Below are 22,196 nucleotides of genomic sequence, written 5' to 3' on the forward strand. Positions count from 1 at the left end.
AGTACACACAAAAAAGCCGAGATGTATTTCTATAAATAATCTCGGCTTTTTGACGTTATGTGTCGTTAATATGCGATGTTATGATCGCAATAATCGACTTATACGATTTTCTTCATGTCCGCCATGTGGCCGCGAAGAACACCACCAATGGCTTCCACTGGGTGGCTGCGAAGCGCTGCGTTTACTTCGATCAAGCGAGCATTGTCTACGCCAGTATCTTCAAGATCTAGACCTTTACCGATCACATCCGTTTTGATGCCTTTCATGAAGTCACCTAATAGCGGTAGGCAAGCGTGGTTGTATAGGTAACAACCGTATTCTGCAGTATCAGAAATCGTCGCGTTCATTTCGTAAAGTTTCTTACGAGCGATGGTGTTCGCGATCAGTGGCGTTTCGTGTAGAGACTCGTAGTAAGCTGATTCTGCGATGATGCCAGCCGCCGTCATGGTTTCGAACGCTAGTTCAACACCAGCTTTAACCATAGCTACCATCAAGATACCTTTGTCAAAGAACTCTTGCTCAGAGATTTCAACGTCACCCGCTGGTGTTTTCTCGAAGTTTGTCTCAGCGGTTTCTGCACGCCAGCCTAGTAGGTTCTTATCATCGTTCGCCCAGTCTTCCATCATCACGCGAGAGAAAGTACCATCGATGATGTCATCTTGGTGCTTGTTGTAAAGCGGACGCATGATGATTTTAAGCTCTTCAGAAAGATCGAATGCTTTGATCTTAGCTGGGTTAGAAAGACGATCTAGCATGTTGGTCACGCCGCCGTATTTCAATGCTTCTGTGATGGTTTCCCAACCGTACTGGATTAGGCGAGACGCGTAACCTGCATCGATGCCTTCTTCAACCATTTTGTCGAAGCAAAGGATAGAACCTGTTTGCAACATACCACAAAGGATGGTTTGCTCACCCATAAGGTCAGATTTTACTTCTGCGATGAAAGAAGACATCAAAACGCCCGCTTTATGACCGCCAGTACCCACAGCGTAGGCTTTTGCTAGAGCAAGACCTTCGCCTTTAGGGTCGTTGTCTTCGTGAACGGCGATCAGTGTTGGAACACCGAAACCACGAACGTATTCAGCACGTACTTCAGAACCTGGGCACTTAGGTGCCACCATGATAACGGTTAGGTCTTCACGGATTTGCATGCCTTCTTCTACGATGTTGAAACCGTGTGAGTAAGATAGGCAAGCGCCTTGCTTCATAAGAGGCATAACCGCTTTCACAACAGGCGTGTGCTGCTTATCAGGTGTTAGGTTCAATACCACGTCAGCTGTTGGGATTAGGTCTTCGTATGTACCCACAACAAAACCGTTCTCAGTGGCGTTTTTCCATGACTGACGTTTTTGAGCAATGGCTTCAGGGCGCAAAGCGTAAGACACGTCTAGACCAGAATCACGTAGATTAAGACCTTGGTTAAGACCTTGAGCACCACAACCGATAACAACAAGCTTTTTGCCTTTCAGCGCGTCTACGCCATCTGCAAATTCAGAGCTGTCCATGAAACGACATTTGCCTAGTTGTTCTAATTGCTCGCGTAGCGGCAAGGTATTGAAATAGTTAGCCATGATAAGCTTTTCCTAAATTGTTGTGTTGGTATCCGTGATGAAGACACACAGATATGAAATGTTTGTTACCAGGCTGAAAAAGTTGGTAACCGATGAACGCTACTTTAATGGATCGATATCTTTTCGTAAATTGATATATTTGCAATACAGCATCCCATTTTTTGCAACATGGCGTTATGATGGTGGTTCTATAAGGTATGAGAGTGTGAATTAGATTGAATATTAAAGCCATTAAACACTTTTTAGCGTTGGCTGAAAGTCTGCATTTTGGTCGTGCTAGTGAAGAGTGTCACATCAGTATTTCTGCTTTATCTCGTAATATTCGTCAGCTTGAAGACGAGGTGGGGGTTGCTTTGTTTGCACGAGATAATCGTACTGTAACCCTCACACAAGAAGGCAAAAAATTTCTGGTGTATGCCCGTGAGGCGAGTAGCCAATGGCGCTTGATTCGCCATGAATTGTTAGACGATTCCGATCAATTGCATGGAGAAATTAGCATTTATTGCTCGGTAACCGCCAGTTACAGTTTTTTGTTTGAACTGCTGAATCGTTTTCGTCAAGTGCACCCTGGCATCGAGATTAAACTTCATACTGGCGACCCAGATGAGGCTATTTCTCGTATTTTGGATGGCAAAGAAGATTTGACCATCGCCGCTCGCCCCAACAATATGCCACGCAGTTTGGCGTTTAAAGGCATTAGCTTTTCTCCCTTAGTGTTTATTGCGCCAAATGAACAACATTTACCCAGTGTGCCTATGACTCCCCCAGATTCTGCTGAGGCATGGGCAAATGTCCCCATGATTCTGTCTGAAGCTGGGGTGTCGCGTCATCGTATTGATGATTGGTTTTATCAGCAAAATATTAGTCCCAAAATTTATGCTCAAGTAGCAGGAAATGAGGCCATTGTGAGTATGGTCAGTTTGGGATTCGGGATTGGTGTGGTGCCTAAAATTGTATTGGACAATAGCCCTTTGCAAGATCGAGTAAAAATATGGCCGGTGCTACCAGAATTAGCGCCCTATGATATTGGTTTGTTTACTCTACAGAAAAACCTTAAAAACCCCATGGTTTCTGCATTTTGGGAACTCATGGCCGAGCGAAGTACTTAAATCAAACTTATGGTTCTTTAATTTATCTTAAATAGTCATTTGTCGAAAAAATCCATAATTCGCCTATTTCTTTATTGGTGAAAAAATGGACAATGTGCGCCTCATTTGCACTTACTCTTCGATAGGTTTTTTCATACATTAATATGACTGCGATTCCCCCACTAGAGGAGACGGTTTCCCGCCGTGTCCAATATTTACGTGTCTTTATTCTAGGCTTCAGTGCGTTTATTTTTAATACCACTGAGTTTGTGCCTGTCGGCCTGTTATCAGACATCGCTGACAGCTTCGCCATCGCACCTGCACAAGTGGGTTGGATGCTGACGATTTACGCTTGGATTGTAGCGGTCATGTCTTTGCCTATGATGCTACTGACACGTAACTTTGAGCGTAAAACCCTTTTATTAAGTCTTTTTGTGCTCTTTATCGTGAGCCATTTGTTAACTGTCTTTGCATGGAACTATAGTGCTTTGCTGGTCAGTCGGATTGGTATTGCTTTTGCGCATGCGATCTTTTGGTCAATCACCGCTTCGATTGCGATTCGTGTTGCGCCACCAGGTAAAGAAACCTTTGCGCTCAGTGTGTTAGCCACCGGAACGGGCTTGGCCATGGTGCTAGGTGTGCCTGTGGGACGCATCATCGGGCAATTACTGGGATGGCGAGCGACTTTTGCCGTGATTACTGCGATTGCGATCGTGGTTGCTGTGGTTTTGTTTAGCCTGTTACCAAGGTTGCCAAGTTTGTTTTCCGGTTCTTTGAGCAAAGTACCTGAAATTTTGAAGAACCGTATTCTGTTAGGAATGTATGTCTTTATCTTTGTGATTTTTTCAGCACACTACACAGCATACAGTTACATTGAACCTTTTTTGAAAGAGATAGGTTCAGCAAGTGGCCAGTTCACCACATTAGTATTATTGCTGTTTGGATTGGCAGGGATTTTCGGCAGTGTACTGTTTAGCTACTTTGGTGAAAGGGCGAATACCTTGATGTTACTCTCCGGCGTTATCATTGTATCCCTGTCTATGAGTATTGTGTATTTTGTTGCCCCCAGTGCCTCTTTACTGATTGTTTGTGTTCTTTTGTGGGGCGCGTCGTTGATGGTTATTGGCTTGAGTATGCAAATTAGAGTGTTGAAAGTAGATGATACAGCGGCTGATATTATTATGTCTTTGTATTCAGGCATTATAAATTTGGGTATTGGCGCGGGTGCTTTAATTGGTGGTCAGGTCATTCAACTTGTCGGCCTGGGTAGTGTTGGTTTCACCGGGGCTATCTTAGGTCTTTGTGCTCTTCTAGTGATTTTGACCTTATTAAAGCGTATTAAAACCACTGTTGAATAAGTGTTCTATTTAATGGCTATTTAGAGTGACTGGTACTATTTTTCCTATCTTTTAAAGGCATTAAGTCTACAGCTGTTAAGGTGCAATAGACATATTGTGCCTGTATTCTGTATGTCTTTATGTGACTGAATAAGAGCTCTCTATGTTTAATTGGTTAAATGTCTCTATGACACGGAAAGTCAGTAGTCTTTCATTCATTCTTTTGTCGTTCCTTTTTGTCGTGATTCTTTATTCGACGTATCAAACACAAAGAATTTACAGAGAAATGCAAGAAGTCGCCGAGATTGATATTCCTCTCTCTGAAGTCATCGCTGATATTGAAATGTTACAGCTTAAACAACATTTATTGATGGAAGGCATTCGGCTACAAGGCGATGCATTTTTTGCGGATGACGTATTACAGACCGAAAGTGTTAAAGGTTTTGACGAGTTCAGCCAGCAGTTATCTTCACAGTTAGATAAGAGTGTCAGCATACTTCACTCTGGTTTGTCATTTGGTACTATTCGCATCGGTGTGGAAGAACATCAGTCCTTGATTCAACAAATTAGTTTATTACATAGGCACAGAATCGGCTTTGAAAGTTTGTTTTCTCGTTTTTTGAAAAAAGGTGAAGAACACTATTCGATATCTTGGGAGGAGCTGGAAAAGAAGCATAATTCATTAGATTCTCAAGCTGAAGAATTGCTTGCAAATATTGAGCGACTCACAATGAAAGTGGCCGCGACAGTGGAAAAGCAAGAACGAGACTTTATGGCCATAAATGCCATTCTGGGTGTTTCAGCCTTTGCTATCGGTGGCTATTTAACTCTTTACACCATTTTATCTTTTCGTCGGAAGGTAGGCTCCTTACGTGGTCAGATTGAGTCCTTGCATCGCTCTATTTCTACTGAAGGGGATGGTGACATGATACCTAATAAAGGTACTGATGAATTGGATCAGTTGGAAAAAGATTTAAAAATTCTGATGGCGCGCTTCTCATTGGAACAAGATAATCGAGACGAAGTCGAAAGCAAGCTGATGGAGCTAGCGACAAAAGACAAACTGACAGGTGTGTTTAATCGCCATAAATGGGATGAACAGATCAAGGATGAAGTCGTGCTGGCTCATCGCGGACATCACTTTAGTTTAGTCTTGCTAGACATTGATCATTTTAAGAAGATCAATGATTCATACGGTCATGATATGGGAGATTATGTCCTTAAGTTATTGGTGAATTCTCTACGTAAACACCTGCGTGAGACCGATATGTTATTCCGGATTGGTGGTGAGGAATTTGTTGTATTACTACGAGATACTAATCTCGAAGATGCTGGAGTATTGGCTGAACAGTTACGTAAAAACGTGGAAGCCTTAGACGAACGTGATATTCCACCATTTACTATCAGCTTAGGAGTAACCGACTATCGAGACTTTGATGATCAAAGTCGCATTATAAAACGTGCTGATATCTTACTTTATGAGGCCAAAGGTGCAGGGCGTAATCGGACTATGATTGGTTAACTCTTTCGCGTGTTTTTCTTGTTACATATCCCAACTTTTACCATATTAGTATGTGCTAGTATTTGTGTTCGTTGCTGAAGTAAGCTTTTAAATGGAGTTGTTCCTATACCTCTTACCTTGGCCTAACAACAGATATTGGGCGCTTTATGTTTAATTGGTTAAATGTCTCTATGACACGAAAAATTAGCAGCTTGTCGTTTATTCTCTTGTCATTTTTATTTATCGTGATTTTTTATTCGGCTTATCAATCTCAGCGTATTTATAAAGAAATGCAAGAAGTAGCAGAAATTGACGTACCGCTTTCTGAAGTAATGGCTGACATCGAAATGTTGCAACTGAAACAGCATTTATTGATGGAGAGTATTCGTCAGCAAGGCGATGTATTTTTTTCTGATAAATCTATGCAAGAAAAAAGCGTAGAAGGATTTGACAGTTTCAGCGCACAGCTTGCAACTCAGTTAAATAAGTCTACGGAAATACTTCGTACGGGGCTGGGTTTTGGTAGTGTTAGAATTAAACTGCTCGATCATCAGTCGTTGCTTCAACAGATTAACTTATTACATCAGCATCGAATAAAATTCGACCATCTAATAGATGACTTTTTTGAGCAAGGTAAGCAGGGCTTTTCAACATCTTGGCAAATGCTAGAGCAACAGGATAAAGAGTTGGATACTCAAACTGATGCGTTACTCAGAAAAATTAATCAACTAACCATTAGTGTCTCGGCAACGGTTGAAAGTCAAGAGCGTCATTTTGTGGTTATGAATGCCGTTTTAGGTATATCGGCTTTTGGTATTGGTACTTATCTAACCTTATATATCATCATTACTTTTCGTAAACGAATTTGGTCCCTACGTGGGCAGATAGAGTCTCTGCACCGTTCAATTGTTATCGAGCATGATAAAACCTCAGCTCAGCATAAAGACTTAGATGAACTGGACGAATTAGAGACAGACTTAAAAGCATTAGTCAGACAGTTTTCGAAAGAAATGAGTAATCGACATAAAGTCGAAGCACAACTAATTGAGCTAGCAACACGAGATAAGCTGACCGGCGCTTTTAATCGCCATAAATGGGATGAGTTGATTAAAGACGAACTGGCGCTTGCGAATCGTGGGCATCATTTTAGTTTGATTTTGCTAGATGTTGATCATTTCAAAAAAATCAACGATACCTATGGCCATGACGTTGGCGATAATGTACTTAAATTATTGGCTAATACATTACGAAATTGTCTACGTGAGATTGACGTCTTATTTCGAGTGGGTGGCGAAGAGTTTGCCGTGTTGGTAAAAGATACCAGTCTGCAGGATGCCAGTATGTTGGCCGAGCAACTTCGTAAGAAGGTCGAAGCACTCAATAAAAGCGGTATGCCGCCATTCACTATTAGCTTGGGCGTGACGGATTATCAAGATTTTGATGATCAAAGCCGCATTGTAAAACGCGCTGATGTTTTACTTTATGAAGCCAAAGGCGCTGGACGTAATCGCGTTATGGTCGGCTAGTTGGTTGATAAAAAGAAACCGCCTTTAGCGACTGATTGACCATTTATAAGGATTTCCACTTCATGTCTGCCGTTATAATACACTCGAGTTGTGATGGCTTTGAAAGGGTGTTTCTTACTCATTGGTAAACACTTTCCAGCCAGTAAAGTGGCTTTCTTCCACTTAAATACCTTGGGCGTTGTTTTACCATTCTTCTTTTGGTGATGAATGACGTAATCGATCATTAAGCTTTGATCACTCTCGCTGGTGGATTCGACTAACAGTGAAAATTCCAAATTGCCATTCAATTTCACCTGTTCATCATGTATCTCCAGCTTAATATGGTCCAACTTTGGCTGGGCATAACCAAATACTTCAAGAGCTTTTCGGTTGCCTTGTTTTAACAAGGTACGACAAGCCTGGCGAATCAGCTTTTGACGATTTGCATCGGCGTCTTGCATCCATTTTTTTGCGATATCTGCCACAAGATCAGGGTGATCCTTGGCAATATCATTGAGGTTATTTGCTACGGAACGGCGTACGTATTCTTCTGGATCGTCTTTTAGAGCGTCAAGTAATTCAATCACTGGTGCAGGATTCTGAATAAAGCTCGGTAACTGCATGGCCCAAGGTAAGCGTGGTCGAGTGCCTTCGGATATCAAACGTCGCACATGTTTGTTGTCGTCTTTAAGCCAGCTTCTTAGCGTGTCGAGTGTTTCCTCTTGAGAGGCCAATAAGAAAAACCGAATGCTAAACTCAGACGTAAAACGACGCGTCATTGCGTTCAGTAAGCTCATGGAAAGATCATGATGTGCAAGGCCATGAATCCCAGCGTAATCGCCCATTGGCATAATTGCCCAACCAGAAATACCGTCACTCTCAATTGCAGCTTCTTCCTCTGACTCAGGTGCTGCTTCTTTTAATTCAGGTGCTAAAGAGGCGAGTAAAATCTGTCCAGCGTGCTTGAAATCATCCGGTAAATAACGACTCATGGTAACAGTGATTTGTTGTGAGCGCGCTTTTAGTTCCAGTGCTTCAAGCTGATGAGAGGCGACATCAATAAAGCCTTGTTTGTCGAAGTCTTGCCAGTGACGCTGAAAGTGCTCCGCCATGTTGCAGATAACACTGATATTGAAGTGGTTTTTAAAAGCTTCTGCCATGTGTTTCTCTTCCTGAGTGATGGTTGAAAGAGTAACCTGATCGCCAGCCTCTGTCAGTTATTGTCAGTATAAAATCGTTTCTTTCGAAATGAGTGCTATAGTGGTTCGTCTCCGCAATGATCCATGCCCGTCATTATCGACTAGCGTTTACCGCTAAGACTTTCTTTCAGACCACTTCATATCTTTTATCCATCAATAGATGACATAACTAATCTAAGCATTAACATCAGTTTATCGGCGTTTTGATCGCGCGTTTATGAACTCAAACACGTTTTATTTTTAAGGAAACAGTATGAGTCAATTAACTTTCGGCGTGATCGGTACGTCTAGAAAAACAGATGAGCGTCGTTATCCCATTCACCCTGAACACTTAGCTCGCATTCCTAAGTATCTTCGTCATCGTTTAATTTTTGAAGAAGGTTACGGTGCAGCGTTTAATGTTTCAGATGACGAGATCGCGGCACAAACGGGCGGCATTGCCACGCGTCACGAAATTCTTGCCGACATTGGTGCTGTGATTATTACCAAACCTGTCTTGGCTGATTTAGAAGAATTACGTGAAGGCGGCATTTTGTGGGGTTACGTTCACTGTGTGCAGCAACGTGAGATTACTCAGGCGGCGCTGGATCGCAAGCTTACCCTGATTGCTTTTGAAGACATGTTTGTCTGGTCGTCAACGGGACAAGTTGGGCGTCATACCTTTTATAAGAACAACGAAATGGCTGGTTATTGTGCGGTGATTCATGCCTTGCAGTTAAAAGGCATCGATGGACATTATGGTAACCAGCGTAAAGTGGTTATTTTTAGTTTCGGCGCGGTAAGTCGCGGCGCGATTTATGCGCTTAAAGCCCACGGATTTCGTGATATCACCATTTGTATTCAGCGACCAGACCATGAAGTACGTGAAGAAGTACTTGATTGCCATTATGTGAAAGTGCGCGAAGGCAAAGCAGGCGAAGCTCGTATGATCGTGGTTGAACACGATGGCACGATTCGCCCTTTGACGGAATTGATCAGTGAAACGGATATTATCGTCAATGGCACTTTTCAAGAAACAGATCATCCGACCAATTTTATTATCGAATCCGAAGCAGTATCGTTGAAACCGAATTGTTTAATCATTGATGTCAGTTGCGACGAAGGCATGGGCTTTTTCTTTGCTAAGCCAACGTCCTTCAAAGAGCCTATATTTAAGTACAACACCACAGATTATTACGCAGTGGATCATACCCCAAGTTATCTTTGGGAAAGTGCCACTCGTTCGATTTCTGCAGCGCTTATTGTGTACATGGGAAACGTCTTAGAATGCCGGGATAGCTGGCAACAAAATGAAACCATTCGTCGTGCGATTAACATAGACGAAGGTATTATTAAAAACCCCTTAATTTTGTCTTTTCAGAATCGAGCAACAACTCCTCCTTATGCTTCATTAGCTACACTTGCTAGTTTGATGGAACCTTTGCGCGACTGAAGGACGCCAATACAGAGTTTAAATGTTTTGCTAAGCGACTCAGTGTAAAGGTTTCTTTATAGCGGTTAAATTTACCCACTTTTCAGGAAGTGAGTAAATTTAAGTTTTCGGTTGCACGGTAATTTAAATACCGTGCAACCGACGACGATAAACAAGCCCGCATATGGCTAAAATCGAGAATAAGGCTAACTCCAAAAATAACGCTGCGATAACTGCGGTTTGATGACTCTGCGTAAGGTAAAAAACCTGATAAACAATGGTGCCAAACAAGGCTGAGCCGAGACCAAATGCGGCCTGTTGTACTGTTGTCAGCATGGCACTTCCCGCCCCTGCATCTTTGCTGGGCATTTCCGATAAACCGATACGGTAAAAACTGCTGACGATAAAGGACTGGGCGACGCCCATTACTAAGGTTGCAGGCATTAGGGTAGCGGCATTGATGTTGGGCCAGAATTGAAAGAAGGTCCAAATGAGGGCTAACAAAGCCGGTATCTGCAATACACAGCCTAAAAATAGGGTGTTGAGTTTACCGAGGCGATTGGCAATTTTTGCACTGCATAGGGAGCCGATAAAATACGACACGCCCATAGCGACAAAGGCATAGCCAGATTCAAGCGCGGAATGACCCAAGCCCGCTTGTAACGTCAGTGCTACAGCGAACATAAAGCCGCCGAAACTGGTAAACATGGTTAGCGCGAGAATAAAACCGAATTGTATGGAAGGCAGGCGCAACAAACGTGGCGGCATTAAGGGAAAAACACCGCCGTTTTCTTTGTGCTTTTCTACTTTCCACAAGACCAATGAAAGTGGTACGACACAAAATAGCATGACTATAAAGGGCCATGACCAATGATATTCTGGCCCTAATGCTACAGGAATGAGCAAGCAGAGCAGTGCTATAGCGAGCAGTAAGGTGCCAGCCCAATCCACTGTAGCTGGGTGCTCTGAGCGACTTTCTGGCACACAGTGTTTAACAAACAGCAGTACACCAATGCAGACTGGAATGTTGATTAAGAAGACACTGCGCCAGCCTAGCCCTGCGACATTAGCAGACACTAAAAAACCGCCTAGAATTTGTCCTAGCACAAACGCCATTCCGCCAATCGCACCATAGGCTCCAATAGCAAAAGAATGTCGTTTACCTGATAGGTTCACATGTAGCGTAGCGAGAATTTGCGGCAATATCATGGCGGCACCAACACCTTGTATTACGCGAGCAAACAGCAAGCCATTGATGGAAGAAGAAATGCCGCAGGCTAAAGAAGCCAGTCCAAATACCCAGACCCCCAGAGTGAATAATCGACGACGGCCAAAGTTATCTCCCAAACGACTACCCATGGCTAGGCAAACCGCAAGGCCAATACCATAGGCCGCGACCATTAATTCTAGTTGAAGGTGACTGGCATTGAGAGATTGTGCGATGGCGGAGAGTGCCACATTGACGATGGAAAAGTCGATCAATGGCAGCAATTGGCCAGCCATTAATATAATGAGTCCAGCGCGATTGAGGATTGTTGGTTCCGTTCTCATAAAGACAGTTTTCCCTTGATTAAGTGACGGTTTGGCAGCAGTATGCAAAAATGGTTAAACAGGTACCAGTAAGTGGTTATCCTAGTATTAGAACTACTTGTTTGGAGGTGAAATGGTTTTAATGAACATGCTTTTAACTTTAGAGAAGCCACATGACCGAATTAGTAAGTTTATTGGATTTGAATAGCGCTGATCATCCTCAAGAAAGGTCTTCGTCACAAGATAATCGTAAAGAACTAGGTTTATATTTACGCCGTCGCCGTGAAAGTTTGGACCCAGTTCGGCTTGGTGTATTGCACAGTGGGCGGCGACGCACACCAGGTTTACGCCGTGAAGAAGTGGCGATGCTTGCGGAAGTGAGTACGACTTGGTACACCTGGTTGGAGCAGGGCAGAAAGGTGAATGCTTCCTCTATTACCCTAGCTGCCATTGCTAAAGCCTTACAATGCAGTGACGTGGAAACCACCCATTTGTTTGCTTTAGCAGGATTAAGCAAGGAGGCGGATTATCAGCGTGAGTGTCAAAAACTGTCCCATACGAATCAAATGATTTTAGATCAACTCAACCCCATGCCTGCTGTGGTACAAAATGCCCGCTTTGATATTTTAGGATTTAATCAAGCGTTTAATCGTTTAATGGGGGTTGACTTAGCCGCCTTACCTGATGATCAGCGTAATAGCTTATATTTAGCCTTTACTAACGATGAATGGCAGAGGCGCATGGATGATAAAGAGACGGTGTTATCATGCCTTGCTGGGGCTTTTCGTACTGCTATGGTGAAGCATGTGAATGAGAAGAATTGGCAAGAGAGGCTTAACATGATGCAGGTCTCTTCCTCTGATTTTAATCGCTTGTGGGATCAATACGAAATCTTAGAGATTGAAAATCATACTAAAAAATTTCATATACCAAGGATAGGCCTCATGACGTTTAATCAGGTAAATTTGTGGTCCGCGCCAAAAGATGGTGAGCGACTTGTGATTTATGTCCCCGATGACCATGCCACGAAACAGGGACTGGCGTGTTTGGCTGAGCATTGAGAATCGAGTCGTGACGTAAGAGCATTAACGGGTAGGTTAGGGGAATAAAACGTCTTCCCGTTTAATAAACTGAAAGATGTTTTTATTATGTAGAGGGTTTTTAGGGAAGATCTGAATAAGTCCTCTTGTCACGGCAATCGCTCCTGCATTGCCCTAATAGCCTACATCCATGTAGGCATCAGCATATTGATAAAAGCCTGTTATTCGAGGCGAGTACCGAATGTAAATAGTTGCTTTATTGTCGAGGTGCTCAACAAAGAATTCAGGCTTTTAGACCATGCCTTACGGGTCTTTCAGAGCTTTTCATTGAGGGACAGGTCAACACTAGGTTGCGGCTCTTTGAAAGGTACTTACTGTGAAATTAAGTGATGGGAGATAGATTGGTTTAGATGCATGGATAAGAAATTATCGAGAGTGTTTTATTATTTTAAGGAGGTCACTTGCTTTGCCTAAAATGCATGGGTACCTTCGAATTATTCCGCTTTTTCGATGCTTTTTTGAGGCTTAATATCGTTTTAATTTAATTACGATGTGAATCACTCACTAAGAAGGTATGGATGGAAGCTTGTGATCTAAATGCAGCCGAAGCGCGTCGTTTGATGGCGCAAAAGTCATTGTCTGTTATAGAGTTGGCGCAAAGTTGTATTACACGAATGAATGCGGTGAATCATGCGGTCAACGCGATTGTTGCTTGTGACCCAGACGATCTAATGGCTCAAGCAAAACGAGCTCAAAAAGCCATTGATAAAGGTGAGCCCTTGGGCGTACTGCATGGTTTGCCATTGAGCGTGAAAGACATGGTTGATCTGAAGGGATTTCCAACGACGTTTGGTAGCTCTATTTACAAAGACAATATGGCTACATCAGATGACCCAATGGTCGCGCAATTACGCCAAGCAGGCGCTTTGCCGTTGGGTAAGGCTAATAACCCAGAATGGAGTGCGGGTGGCAATACCCGTAATGCGGTTTATGGCGTGACAGCAAACCCGTTTGATGTGACTCGTTCGGCGGCCGGATCCTCTGGCGGCTCGGCGGTGGCTTTGGCTTGCGGCATGACGCCATTAGCAACTGGATCGGATACTGGCGGCAGCTTGCGTAATCCAGCGGCCTTTTGTGGTGTGGTTGGCTTTCGTCCGTCACCGGGTGTGGTGCCGGGTCATAGTCGGCCGATTGGCTTAATTCCTCTACCAACCAATGGGCCAATGGCGCGTTCAGTCGAAGACGTTGGCTTGATGTTATCGCAAATGATTCGTCCTGATCGTCGCGACCCTTGGGTTTCTGTGGTGGAAGGCGTTGGGCAACACAATGCCGATGCTTATCGTCACTTACCAGATTTTGATCTGAGTAGCGCTAAAGTCGCTTTTACCAACGACTTTGGCTTTGCCATGACGGAAAATTTGATCAAAGAATCCTTCCAAGAAAAAATCGACAAGTTTGGTTCTGTATTCGCCCAATGTGACAATGCGCATCCTAACTGTGATAACGCCGATCATATTTTTGCAGTGCTAAGAGCGCTTAACTTTTCTGGTCATCACCGTGATTTGTCCCACAAATACCCAGATCAAATGGGGCCAAATATTTTGATGAATATTGAAGAAGGCGAGTCATACAGCGCTTTGGATGTAGTGAGCGCTCTAAACAAACAAGGCGTTATGTATCGTGCGTGGCAGCTGTTTTTTGAGGGGTATGATTTCATCCTTGCGCCAACCACGACGATCAGTCCGCGAGACTGGCATGAACTTTACCCAGAGCAGATTGATGGCAAGCCGACACAAAGCTATTATCATTGGCTTTCTATGGCGTACGCATCGACCTTAACAGGGCATCCGTCTGTAACTCTGCCAGTGGGGCGAGACAAAAACAACATGCCGTTTGGTTTGCAAATCATTGGCCGTCGAGGCGACGATTTATCCACCTTGGCGTTTGCCAAATCGCTAGAAACCTTGTTAGAAAAAACGCCTGATCTAGCGCGACCGAGAGTTGATATCGCCATGTTGTCTCGTTTGACAGCGTTGAAAAATACAGACGGTTTTATGGGATTCTAATTTATCGAAAGCTTTCATGGAGTATTTGAGTGACCGACTATATTTCTACCCCCGTTGTGCAGTCGCTAATTGCATTACAGGAAATCACTTGGTTCAATCCGAAAAAAGCGCAATTTGATGAAGTTCAATCTAAGCTGTCTCTGCAAATGTCAGACATGCTCGATGCGTCGGATCGACTCTCGCGTTTTGCGCCTTACCTTGCTCAAGTGTTTCCAGAAACAGCTGTCACTAACGGCATCATCGAATCTGATTTAAAGGCCATTCCTGCTATGCTGCGAGCTTTGTCGGATTCGGTAAATCTAGAAATCCCGGGTCGTTTATTGATGAAGTGTGACAATCAATTGCCGATTGCTGGTTCCATCAAAGCCCGCGGTGGCATTTATGAAGTCTTGTTGCATGCTGAGCGTTTGGCGCTAACAAATGGCTTATTAAAAACTAGCGACGATTATCGGGTTTTTGATTCAGAGCGTTTTCGAAGTCTATTTTCAAAGCATCAGATCGTCGTTGGTTCAACTGGAAACCTTGGTTTAAGCATTGGCATTATGAGCGCTAAATTGGGCTTTGATGTCACGGTTCATATGTCGTCGGATGCCCGTGAATGGAAAAAAGCCTTGTTGAGAAGTAAAGGCGTCAATGTTATTGAACATACTGCTGATTATGGCGTGGCGGTGGAGCAAGGGCGACAGGAAACCATGCAAAAAGACACGGCGTATTTTATCGATGATGAAGATTCTACCACATTGTTTTTAGGCTACAGCGTGGCAGCGTTACGCTTGCAAAAGCAGTTGGTCGAGCAGGATATTGCTGTAGATGGCGATCACCCTTTGTTCGTCTACTTGCCTTGTGGTGTCGGCGGCGCGCCAGGAGGTATTACCTTTGGCTTGAAGCAAGTGTTTGGTGATTATGTACATTGTTTCTTTGCGGAGCCGACACATTCTCCTTGCATGGTTTTAGGTATGGAAACGAGCTTGCATAATGGTATTTCGGTACAAGAGCTGGGCATAGATAACCAAACCTGTGCTGATGGTTTAGCCGTTGGCCGACCTTCTGCTTTTGTTGGTCCTATGATGGATGCATTGCTCAGTGGTGATTATACCGTTTCTGACGACAACCTGTATCGTCATTTGGCTATGCTGGTGGATACTGAAAACATTCCAGTTGAGCCCTCTGGCGCAGCGGGTGCAAGTGGCGTACTGCGTATTTTAACCGAAGGGTGTGATTACCTAACGGCTCACCAAATCAACGATAAAATGTCACAAGCGACACATATTATGTGGGCAACTGGCGGCGACATGGTGCCAGAAGAAGAAAGACAAAACTATTATTCCTGTGGACAGGCGTTGCTCTAGTCTTATTTTAGAGTAAACGGATTAGGGGGTAGTGTTTTTTAAGTCTACTTCGGATTTCATTTTCTCGACAAGGAAGTCTAAAAATACTTTGACTGCAGCCGGGAGTGTTCGCCCTGATAAGGTTTGTACTTCAATATTACGTATGTTCATTCCTCTGTCTCTAATGGGGATCGCGACTAAGTTCTGATTGGCTATTTGGTGACGACCTGATATTTCTCCTCCAAAATGGACTGCACCTTCAAATTGAGCAAAATGGTTTAATGCGGCGATATTATTTGATTCTAAAACGGGATCGAATAATAAATTTAAATTACTGCAACAAATGTCAAACACTTGCCTAACCGTTGTGTTAGGTTCCGCTAGTGCAACTGGATAGGGCTGTAATTGCGATAAAGTAATGGATTTTTTTTGTGCCAGAGGGTGGTTTGGGTGAACAAGCAGCATGATAGGTGAAGGTTGTCGGTACACAACATGAATGTCTTTTGCTGGTGCTATAGTCAATGTAATGCCGATGTCTGCATCACCATGACCCACTCTTTCCGATACTTCGCCAGGCGTACTAACATGAATATGAAAATGAATGCCGCTGTATTCTTTTCGAAAATTTGCAATGATGCGGGGCAAAAAGTCCATAGCAAAACCTTCTGAGCAAGCGAGCTTAATTCTTCCTTTATGAAGTCCTGCAAGTGCTTCGATATCAGCCACAACACGGTCAGATTCGAGGGCATTTTTACGAGCGTAAACGGCGAGCATTTCACCTGCTGTACTCAACTCCATTCCTCGAGGTCGGCGCTCAAACAAGGTTGTACCGAGAATATCTTCTAGATTATTTATCTGTCTGCTTATTGCGCTAGGTGCCACATTTAGGTGCACAGACGCTTCACTAATGGAGCCATGTCGTGCTACCTCTAAAAAGTAACGTAAAGCAGTGTCTTGTAGGCGAAGTGAGGCTTTCATATTCGATCACTCTATTTTATTAGTGTGTTATACGAGAAAAAATTATGTATTTATAATCATTATTATTTCGCCATACCCATGCTTTTTTGGCAATGATTCTTTGCATTTATTTTAATTGCGGCAATATAAATATTTCCTTAATGTTAAATGAAATACGCATGATTCATTCTTAAATCGGACGCAAAAGGAACAATTAGATGAAAAAAAATACGCATAAAAATTTTGCCCCACGTCGCGCTTTGCTTAGCATTCTTGTTGCTGGTTCGTTAATGGGAGCCGCAGCGCCAGTGTTTGCAGATAAGGCTAGTGATACTTTGGTCTTTGCGGCGAGCTTAGAGCCTGAAAATGTCAGCCCATACCACAATAATGCACGGGAAGGTATCATCCTTTCCCGCTTAGCATGGGATACCTTGATTTACCGTGACCCTAAAACCAGCGAATACAAACCGCTTTTGGCGACAACATGGAAATGGGAAGATCCAACGCATATTTTGCTTACACTACGTAAAGGCGTGACATTCCAAAATGGTGATGCTTTTACGGCCGATGATGTGGTTTTTACTTTCAACTACGTAAATACACCGGAAGCAAAAGTCGTAACGAAGCAAAATGTTAACTGGATAGATCGCGCTGAAAAAGTGGACGACTTCACTGTGCGTGTTGTGTTGAAACAGCCTTTTCCAGCCGCATTGGAATATCTTTCAGGGCCCACTCCTATTTATCCAGCAAAATACTTTCAACAAATGGGTATTGATGGCTATTCAAAAGCGCCAATTGGTACAGGGCCTTATAAGATCACCAAGGTATTAAGTGGTGAAGGCGTTGAAATGGAGCGCAACGAAAATTACTTCGAAGGAGGGCCGATTGCAAAGCCTGCTATCAGTAAAATCAAATTTCAAGTTATTACCGACCCAGATGCGCGTCTAGCGCAATTGATGACTGGCGGCATTGATTGGACATGGCGTGTGCCATCGGATCAAGCGGATGAATTACGCATGATGCCGAATCTAGAAGTGGTCAGTTCTGAAACTATGCGTGTTGGATATTTGGCCATGGATGTAGCAAGCGAGCAACAAAAGAATTCACCTTTCCAAAATAAACTGGTCCGCGAAGCGGTGAATTACGCAATTAATCGTGAAGGTTTAGCGAATGAACTAGTACGTGGTGGAAGTCGTCCAATTTATACCCCTTGTTTCCCAACCCAGTTTGGTTGCGACACTGCAGCGGCTAAGAAATACGACTATAACCCAGAAAAAGCAAAAGCTTTGTTAGCTGAAGCAGGTTATCCAGATGGCTTCGAAACCGATTTTTATGCCTATCGAGAAATGGATTTAGCAGAAGCGATGCTTGGAGATTTACGTGCGGTTGGTATTAAAGTGAAGTTGCACATGTTGACTTATGCCGCGCTTCGTAAAGAGCAACGCTCGGGGAATGTGCCAATCGCGTTTCAAACATGGGGTTCTTATTCTGTGAATGATGCGTCAGCAATGATCAGCGTTTACTTTAAAGGTGGAGCGGACGACTTGTCTCGTGACAAACGTGTCATTAGCTTGTTAGAAGTGGCTGATAGTAGTGTTGATCCTGTGATTCGAAAAGAGAACTACAGTGCTGCCATCAAGATAATTTCGGAGGAAGCGTATTGGGCTCCAATGTTTTCATATTCTAGCAACTATGCATTTAGTAATGATCTGAATTTTACAGCCTATCCTGATGAATTACCTCGCTTTGTTGAGTCCAGCTGGAAATAAGAAGAGCAAATAACCGTGTTTCTTTTCGAATGAAGTAAACATGGTTATCGACTCGATATTTGATCATTCAAGGGGTTTTTTATGTTGGTGTTTATCTTTCGCCGATTACTGGTGGCGTTTAGTGTTGCGATCACTGTGTCGGTTGTGAGCTTTATGCTGCTTCATTTTTCAGGAGACTTGGCAATATCTATTGCGGGCCCTGATTCAACGGCGGAGCAGGTAGAACAAATCCGAATCGACTTTGGTCTTGATAGGCCGATTGTATATCAATATTTAGATTGGCTGTGGTCCGCATTGCAATTGGATTTTGGTCGTTCTTATTATTTTCAAGACTCCGTAATGTCGCTTATTAGCGAGCGTATGCCAGTGACTTTGACATTGGGAGCAATATCTCTGGCCTTGGCTACAGTGATCGCTATTCCTCTTGGTGTTGTTGCGGCCATTAAACAAGATACTTGGGTGGATCGTCTCGCACTGACCATTGCTTGTATTGGTCAAGCAATGCCGAGTTTTTGGTTTGGTCTTACGCTTATCGTAATTTTTGCGGTGAATCTACATTGGCTTCCTGCTGGTGGGAGTTCCACTTGGCAGCACTTTGTTTTGCCATCGATTGCATTGGGTTATTACGCAACGCCAGCCATGATGCGTTTGACTCGTACTGGTATGTTGGAAGTTTTAAATTCTGATTATATTCGTACGGCACGTTCTAAAGGGTTGAGTGAGACCTCAGTAGTATTCAAACATGCGCTACGAAATGCTGTTATTCCTGTAGTGGCGCTGGCTGCTGTGGAGTTGGGCTTTATGCTAGGCGGCTCGATTGTGATTGAGTCTGTATTTTCTTTAAAAGGTTTAGGGCAGTTGGCATGGGATGCTATTTCTCGTAATGATTATCCGGTTGTGCAGGCAGTAGTGCTGATTATAGCCGTGTTTTATATCTTGTTAACGCTATTGGCTGATGTGCTCAACGCCATGCTTGATCCACGTTTGCGTGTTCGCTGAGGTTACTAATTATGTCTGAATCTACTTCTGCTATGAGTGTGATGAGTTCTGGGCTTCCAGAGGTTCCTGAGTGGCGCCGCATGATGAATCGTGTTTTAGGTCATCGTGGCTTGTTATTAGGCTCGACAATTTTGGGTGCCATTGTTTTATTGGCCTTGTTCGCACCTTGGTTGGCGCCACACGACCCATTTGCGCAAAACATTTCCCAACGAATGATTCCCCCCGTTTGGCACGATAAAGGCACTTGGGATCACATTTTTGGTACGGATAAACTGGGTCGAGATTACTTGAGTCGCTTACTTTACGGAGCACGAATTTCGTTAAGTATTGGTTTATTGGCGGCGCTTATTTCTGGGCTAATTGGTACCACGTTAGGTGTTTTAGCGGGCTACTTTGGTGGCCGAGTGGATGCGGTAATCAGTTACATCATTACCACCCGTTTAGCGTTGCCAGTATTGCTTGTTGCTTTGGCTATGGCGTCCTTGGTTGGCGGTGGTTCGGTGGAAACCGTGGTGGTGCTGCTTGGATTGTTGTTATGGGATCGTTTTGCCGTAGTGGCTCGTTCGACCACACAGCAATTGAGGGATGCTGAGTTCATTGCTTCGGCAAAAGTAATTGGCGCCTCCACATCTTACATCTTAATACGTGAGCTATTGCCTAATATTTTAAGCGCTTTGATTGTTGTCATGACCTTAGAGATGGCCCATGCCATTTTGCTAGAAGCAACCTTGTCTTTCTTAGGCTTAGGGGTGCAAGCGCCGATGCCATCTTGGGGGTTAATGATTTCTGAAGGTAAGGCTTATATGTTTTTCAAACCTTGGGTGATTGCGATTCCTGGTATTACGTTAATGGTCTTGGTATTGGCGATCAATTTAGTGGGTGATGGTTTGCGTGATATGAACGCACCGGAAGGACGTAACTGAGGCCAGAGGACAGTATGATGAACCGAATTTTAAACATTAAAAATTTACAAGTGAATTTACCGACGGCTAACGGCTTGTTACGTGCGGTTCGAGGTATTGACTTGCATGTGGATAAAGGTGAGATGCTTTGCATTGTCGGAGAATCTGGCTGCGGTAAGTCAATGACTTCAATGGCGCTTATGGGCTTGTTACCAAAACGCGCTGATGTGACCGCCGAGATTTTGGACTTTGACGGTTTGGATTTATTGTCTTTGCCGAAGAAAGAGCGTAATAAAATCCGTGGCATGCGTATGTCGATGATCTTCCAAGAGCCGATGACGTCATTGAATCCGTCTTACACGCTAGGCAATCAGCTTTGTGAAGCCATCATGCGACACAAAGGCGTTAGCAGTGCAGAAGCTAAAGAAAGGGCTGTGTACTTATTAACTCGCGCTGGTGTGCCAATGCCAGAGAAACGCTTGGATCAATATCCACATCAGCTATCTGGTGGTTTGCGTCAACGGGTTATGATCGCGATGGCGCTCATGTGTGAACCTGATCTGATTATTGCGGATGAGCCAACGACCGCGTTGGATGTGACGATTCAGGCGCAGATTTTACGATTGATTCGTGAGTTACAACAAGAATTTGGAACCGCGGTTATTTTTATTACTCACGACCTTGGTGTGGTGGCGCGAATTGCCGACCGCGTGGCGGTTATGTACGCAGGACAAATAGTCGAAACCGCCACAGCCCAAGAGTTGTTCTCGAATCCAATGCACCCTTATACGCGAGGCTTATTAAACTGTATTCCTATTCCGGGTAAAACCGAACCGGGAAGCCACTTGGAATCCATTCCGGGCGTGGTGCCGAGTTTAATTGGTGAACTAAAAGGCTGTGCTTTTGCTAACCGTTGCCATGTTTCAACCAGTGAATGTAGCCAACGAACTCCTTCTTTGGAATTAGAGTCGAATTCAACTTCACTTCATCAGGTGCGTTGTCCTATTACTGCAACGACACTTCAGGAGGCGATGTAATGCCAGATTATGCTTTGGAATTATCAAACCTTTCACGCCATTTTTATTTGAAGAATGGTGCCTTTAAAGAACCCACTTTGCTAAAAGCGGTTGATGGCATTTCATTGCGTATTCGCCCCGGTGAAACCTTAGGTCTAGTGGGTGAATCAGGTTGTGGCAAAAGTACCCTCGCAAAAATGATTTTAGGGCTGCTAGATCCAACTGATGGCGATGTGTTGATCAACGATAAAGCGAGAAGTGTTTCATCTCGCTTATCTATGGCGCGTCAGCTTCAACCTATTTTCCAAGACCCTTATTCGTCTTTGAACCCTCGTAAAACCATTGAGCAAATTATTCGTTTGCCATTGCAATTACATAAAGAGGGAAGCAGCGACAGCCAGAAAAAAGCAGTGAAAGAGACCTGTGATTTGGTCGGCTTGCCTGAACGTTTGCTTAAGCAGTATCCGGGGCAATTGTCTGGTGGACAGCGTCAGCGTGTTGCCATTGCCCGTGCTCTGATTTTAAAACCTAAGATTTTGGTATGTGATGAACCGACTTCCGCATTGGATGTATCGGTACAGGCTCAAATTCTGAATTTGCTCATGGATCTAAAAAAAGAGTTAGGGCTTACTTACCTCTTTATTAGCCACAACCTTGGTGTGGTTGAGCATTTAGTTGACCGTGTTGCTGTGATGTACAGAGGAAAAATTGTCGAACAGGGTACCCGTGATGAGATTTTCCAGAATGCTCAACATCCTTATACCAAGGCTTTATTGTCTTCTGTACTGACGCCAGAACCCGCTTTGGGTTTACCTGAAGTGTTAGATTCGAGTGCATGGGACAGCGCTCAGGCATCATAAATATTATTAATCTTTATCACTCATTTCATTGCCTGACACTTTTCGGCGATGGGATTAGTGTTTTCTAAATTCAGTGTTATCAGCTTTTTATGTATAAAAAAGCTGTGTTAGGAGGCA

The 22,196-nt window shown here is 43.7% G+C and carries 17 protein-coding genes; 13 read left to right on the plus strand and 4 right to left on the minus strand.

What is annotated here, in order from left to right; genetic code table 11:
* Positions 1-98 precede the first annotated feature (98 nt).
* Complete coding sequence (gene ilvC, locus ACHUFM_RS09615; protein ID WP_394181790.1) at positions 99-1,571, minus strand: ketol-acid reductoisomerase; 1,473 nt, start codon at positions 1,569-1,571, stop codon at positions 99-101.
* Positions 1,572-1,786: 215 nt separating this feature from the next.
* On the opposite strand from ilvC, the gene ilvY reads away from it, so the two are divergent.
* The 4 genes from ilvY to ACHUFM_RS09635 all read left to right on the plus strand — a co-directional run bounded on the left by ilvY (position 1,787) and on the right by ACHUFM_RS09635 (position 7,023).
* Positions 1,787-2,680, plus strand: coding sequence for an HTH-type transcriptional activator IlvY (gene ilvY, locus ACHUFM_RS09620; protein WP_394181792.1), 894 nt, complete (start codon positions 1,787-1,789; stop codon positions 2,678-2,680).
* Positions 2,681-2,823: 143 nt separating this feature from the next.
* Positions 2,824-4,017: a sugar transporter gene (locus tag ACHUFM_RS09625; protein WP_394181794.1), complete on the plus strand. Its 1,194-nt coding sequence runs from the start codon at positions 2,824-2,826 to the stop codon at positions 4,015-4,017.
* 142 nt (positions 4,018-4,159) lie between these two features.
* Positions 4,160-5,518, plus strand: coding sequence for a GGDEF domain-containing protein (locus ACHUFM_RS09630; protein ID WP_394181796.1), 1,359 nt, complete (start codon positions 4,160-4,162; stop codon positions 5,516-5,518).
* A 146-nt stretch (positions 5,519-5,664) separates the two neighbouring features.
* The gene (locus ACHUFM_RS09635) at positions 5,665-7,023 is read left to right on the plus strand and encodes a GGDEF domain-containing protein (protein WP_394181798.1); all 1,359 of its coding nucleotides are present in this window, start codon (positions 5,665-5,667) and stop codon (positions 7,021-7,023) included.
* Here ACHUFM_RS09635 and ACHUFM_RS09640 read toward each other — a convergent pair.
* Complete coding sequence (locus tag ACHUFM_RS09640) at positions 7,020-8,162, minus strand: DNA alkylation repair protein (protein ID WP_394181800.1); 1,143 nt, start codon at positions 8,160-8,162, stop codon at positions 7,020-7,022. The genes ACHUFM_RS09635 and ACHUFM_RS09640 overlap by 4 nt on opposite strands.
* A 292-nt stretch (positions 8,163-8,454) precedes the next feature.
* Between ACHUFM_RS09640 and ACHUFM_RS09645 the strand changes: the two genes are divergently transcribed.
* Positions 8,455-9,633 carry a N(5)-(carboxyethyl)ornithine synthase gene (locus ACHUFM_RS09645; RefSeq protein ID WP_394181802.1) on the plus strand — a complete coding sequence of 393 codons (1,179 nt, stop codon included), beginning with the start codon at positions 8,455-8,457 and terminating at the stop codon, positions 9,631-9,633.
* Positions 9,634-9,756: 123 nt separating this feature from the next.
* On the opposite strand, the gene ACHUFM_RS09650 is transcribed toward ACHUFM_RS09645, so the two are convergent.
* On the minus strand, positions 9,757-11,163 hold the full coding sequence (locus ACHUFM_RS09650) for an MFS transporter (RefSeq protein ID WP_394181804.1): 1,407 nt from the start codon (positions 11,161-11,163) through the stop codon (positions 9,757-9,759).
* A gap of 152 nt (positions 11,164-11,315) precedes the next feature.
* Between ACHUFM_RS09650 and ACHUFM_RS09655 the strand changes: the two genes are divergently transcribed.
* The 3 genes from ACHUFM_RS09655 to ACHUFM_RS09665 all read left to right on the plus strand — a co-directional run bounded on the left by ACHUFM_RS09655 (position 11,316) and on the right by ACHUFM_RS09665 (position 15,597).
* The gene (locus ACHUFM_RS09655) at positions 11,316-12,203 is read left to right on the plus strand and encodes a helix-turn-helix transcriptional regulator (protein WP_394181806.1); all 888 of its coding nucleotides are present in this window, start codon (positions 11,316-11,318) and stop codon (positions 12,201-12,203) included.
* A 557-nt stretch (positions 12,204-12,760) separates the two neighbouring features.
* Positions 12,761-14,248, plus strand: coding sequence for an amidase (locus tag ACHUFM_RS09660; protein WP_394181808.1), 1,488 nt, complete (start codon positions 12,761-12,763; stop codon positions 14,246-14,248).
* A 29-nt stretch (positions 14,249-14,277) separates the two neighbouring features.
* Positions 14,278-15,597, plus strand: a complete 1,320-nt coding sequence (locus ACHUFM_RS09665) for a D-serine ammonia-lyase (RefSeq protein WP_394181810.1) — start codon at positions 14,278-14,280, stop codon at positions 15,595-15,597.
* Between the two features lie 21 nt (positions 15,598-15,618).
* Here ACHUFM_RS09665 and ACHUFM_RS09670 read toward each other — a convergent pair whose 3' ends face one another.
* Positions 15,619-16,554 (minus strand): LysR family transcriptional regulator, encoded by a 936-nt coding sequence (locus ACHUFM_RS09670; RefSeq protein ID WP_394181812.1) that lies wholly within the window; start codon positions 16,552-16,554, stop codon positions 15,619-15,621.
* Positions 16,555-16,751: 197 nt separating this feature from the next.
* Here ACHUFM_RS09670 and ACHUFM_RS09675 point away from each other — a divergent pair, with 197 nt between their 5' ends.
* The 5 genes from ACHUFM_RS09675 (at position 16,752) to ACHUFM_RS09695 (ending at position 22,079) form a co-directional block, all read left to right on the plus strand.
* A complete protein-coding gene (locus ACHUFM_RS09675) occupies positions 16,752-18,302 on the plus strand; it encodes an ABC transporter substrate-binding protein (protein ID WP_394181814.1) in 1,551 nt (516 codons plus the stop codon).
* Positions 18,303-18,383: 81 nt separating this feature from the next.
* Positions 18,384-19,301 carry an ABC transporter permease gene (locus ACHUFM_RS09680; RefSeq protein WP_394181816.1) on the plus strand — a complete coding sequence of 306 codons (918 nt, stop codon included), beginning with the start codon at positions 18,384-18,386 and terminating at the stop codon, positions 19,299-19,301.
* 11 nt (positions 19,302-19,312) lie between these two features.
* Positions 19,313-20,224 carry an ABC transporter permease gene (locus ACHUFM_RS09685; RefSeq protein ID WP_394181818.1) on the plus strand — a complete coding sequence of 304 codons (912 nt, stop codon included), beginning with the start codon at positions 19,313-19,315 and terminating at the stop codon, positions 20,222-20,224.
* 14 nt (positions 20,225-20,238) lie between these two features.
* Complete coding sequence (locus ACHUFM_RS09690; RefSeq protein ID WP_394181820.1) at positions 20,239-21,240, plus strand: ABC transporter ATP-binding protein; 1,002 nt, start codon at positions 20,239-20,241, stop codon at positions 21,238-21,240.
* The gene (locus tag ACHUFM_RS09695; RefSeq protein WP_394181822.1) at positions 21,240-22,079 is read left to right on the plus strand and encodes an ATP-binding cassette domain-containing protein; all 840 of its coding nucleotides are present in this window, start codon (positions 21,240-21,242) and stop codon (positions 22,077-22,079) included. The genes ACHUFM_RS09690 and ACHUFM_RS09695 overlap by 1 nt, the downstream gene beginning before the upstream one ends.
* Positions 22,080-22,196 lie beyond the last annotated feature (117 nt).

The sequence above is a fragment of the Marinomonas posidonica genome (genome assembly GCF_043643765.1).
Lineage (GTDB): Bacteria > Pseudomonadota > Gammaproteobacteria > Pseudomonadales > Marinomonadaceae > Marinomonas > Marinomonas posidonica_A.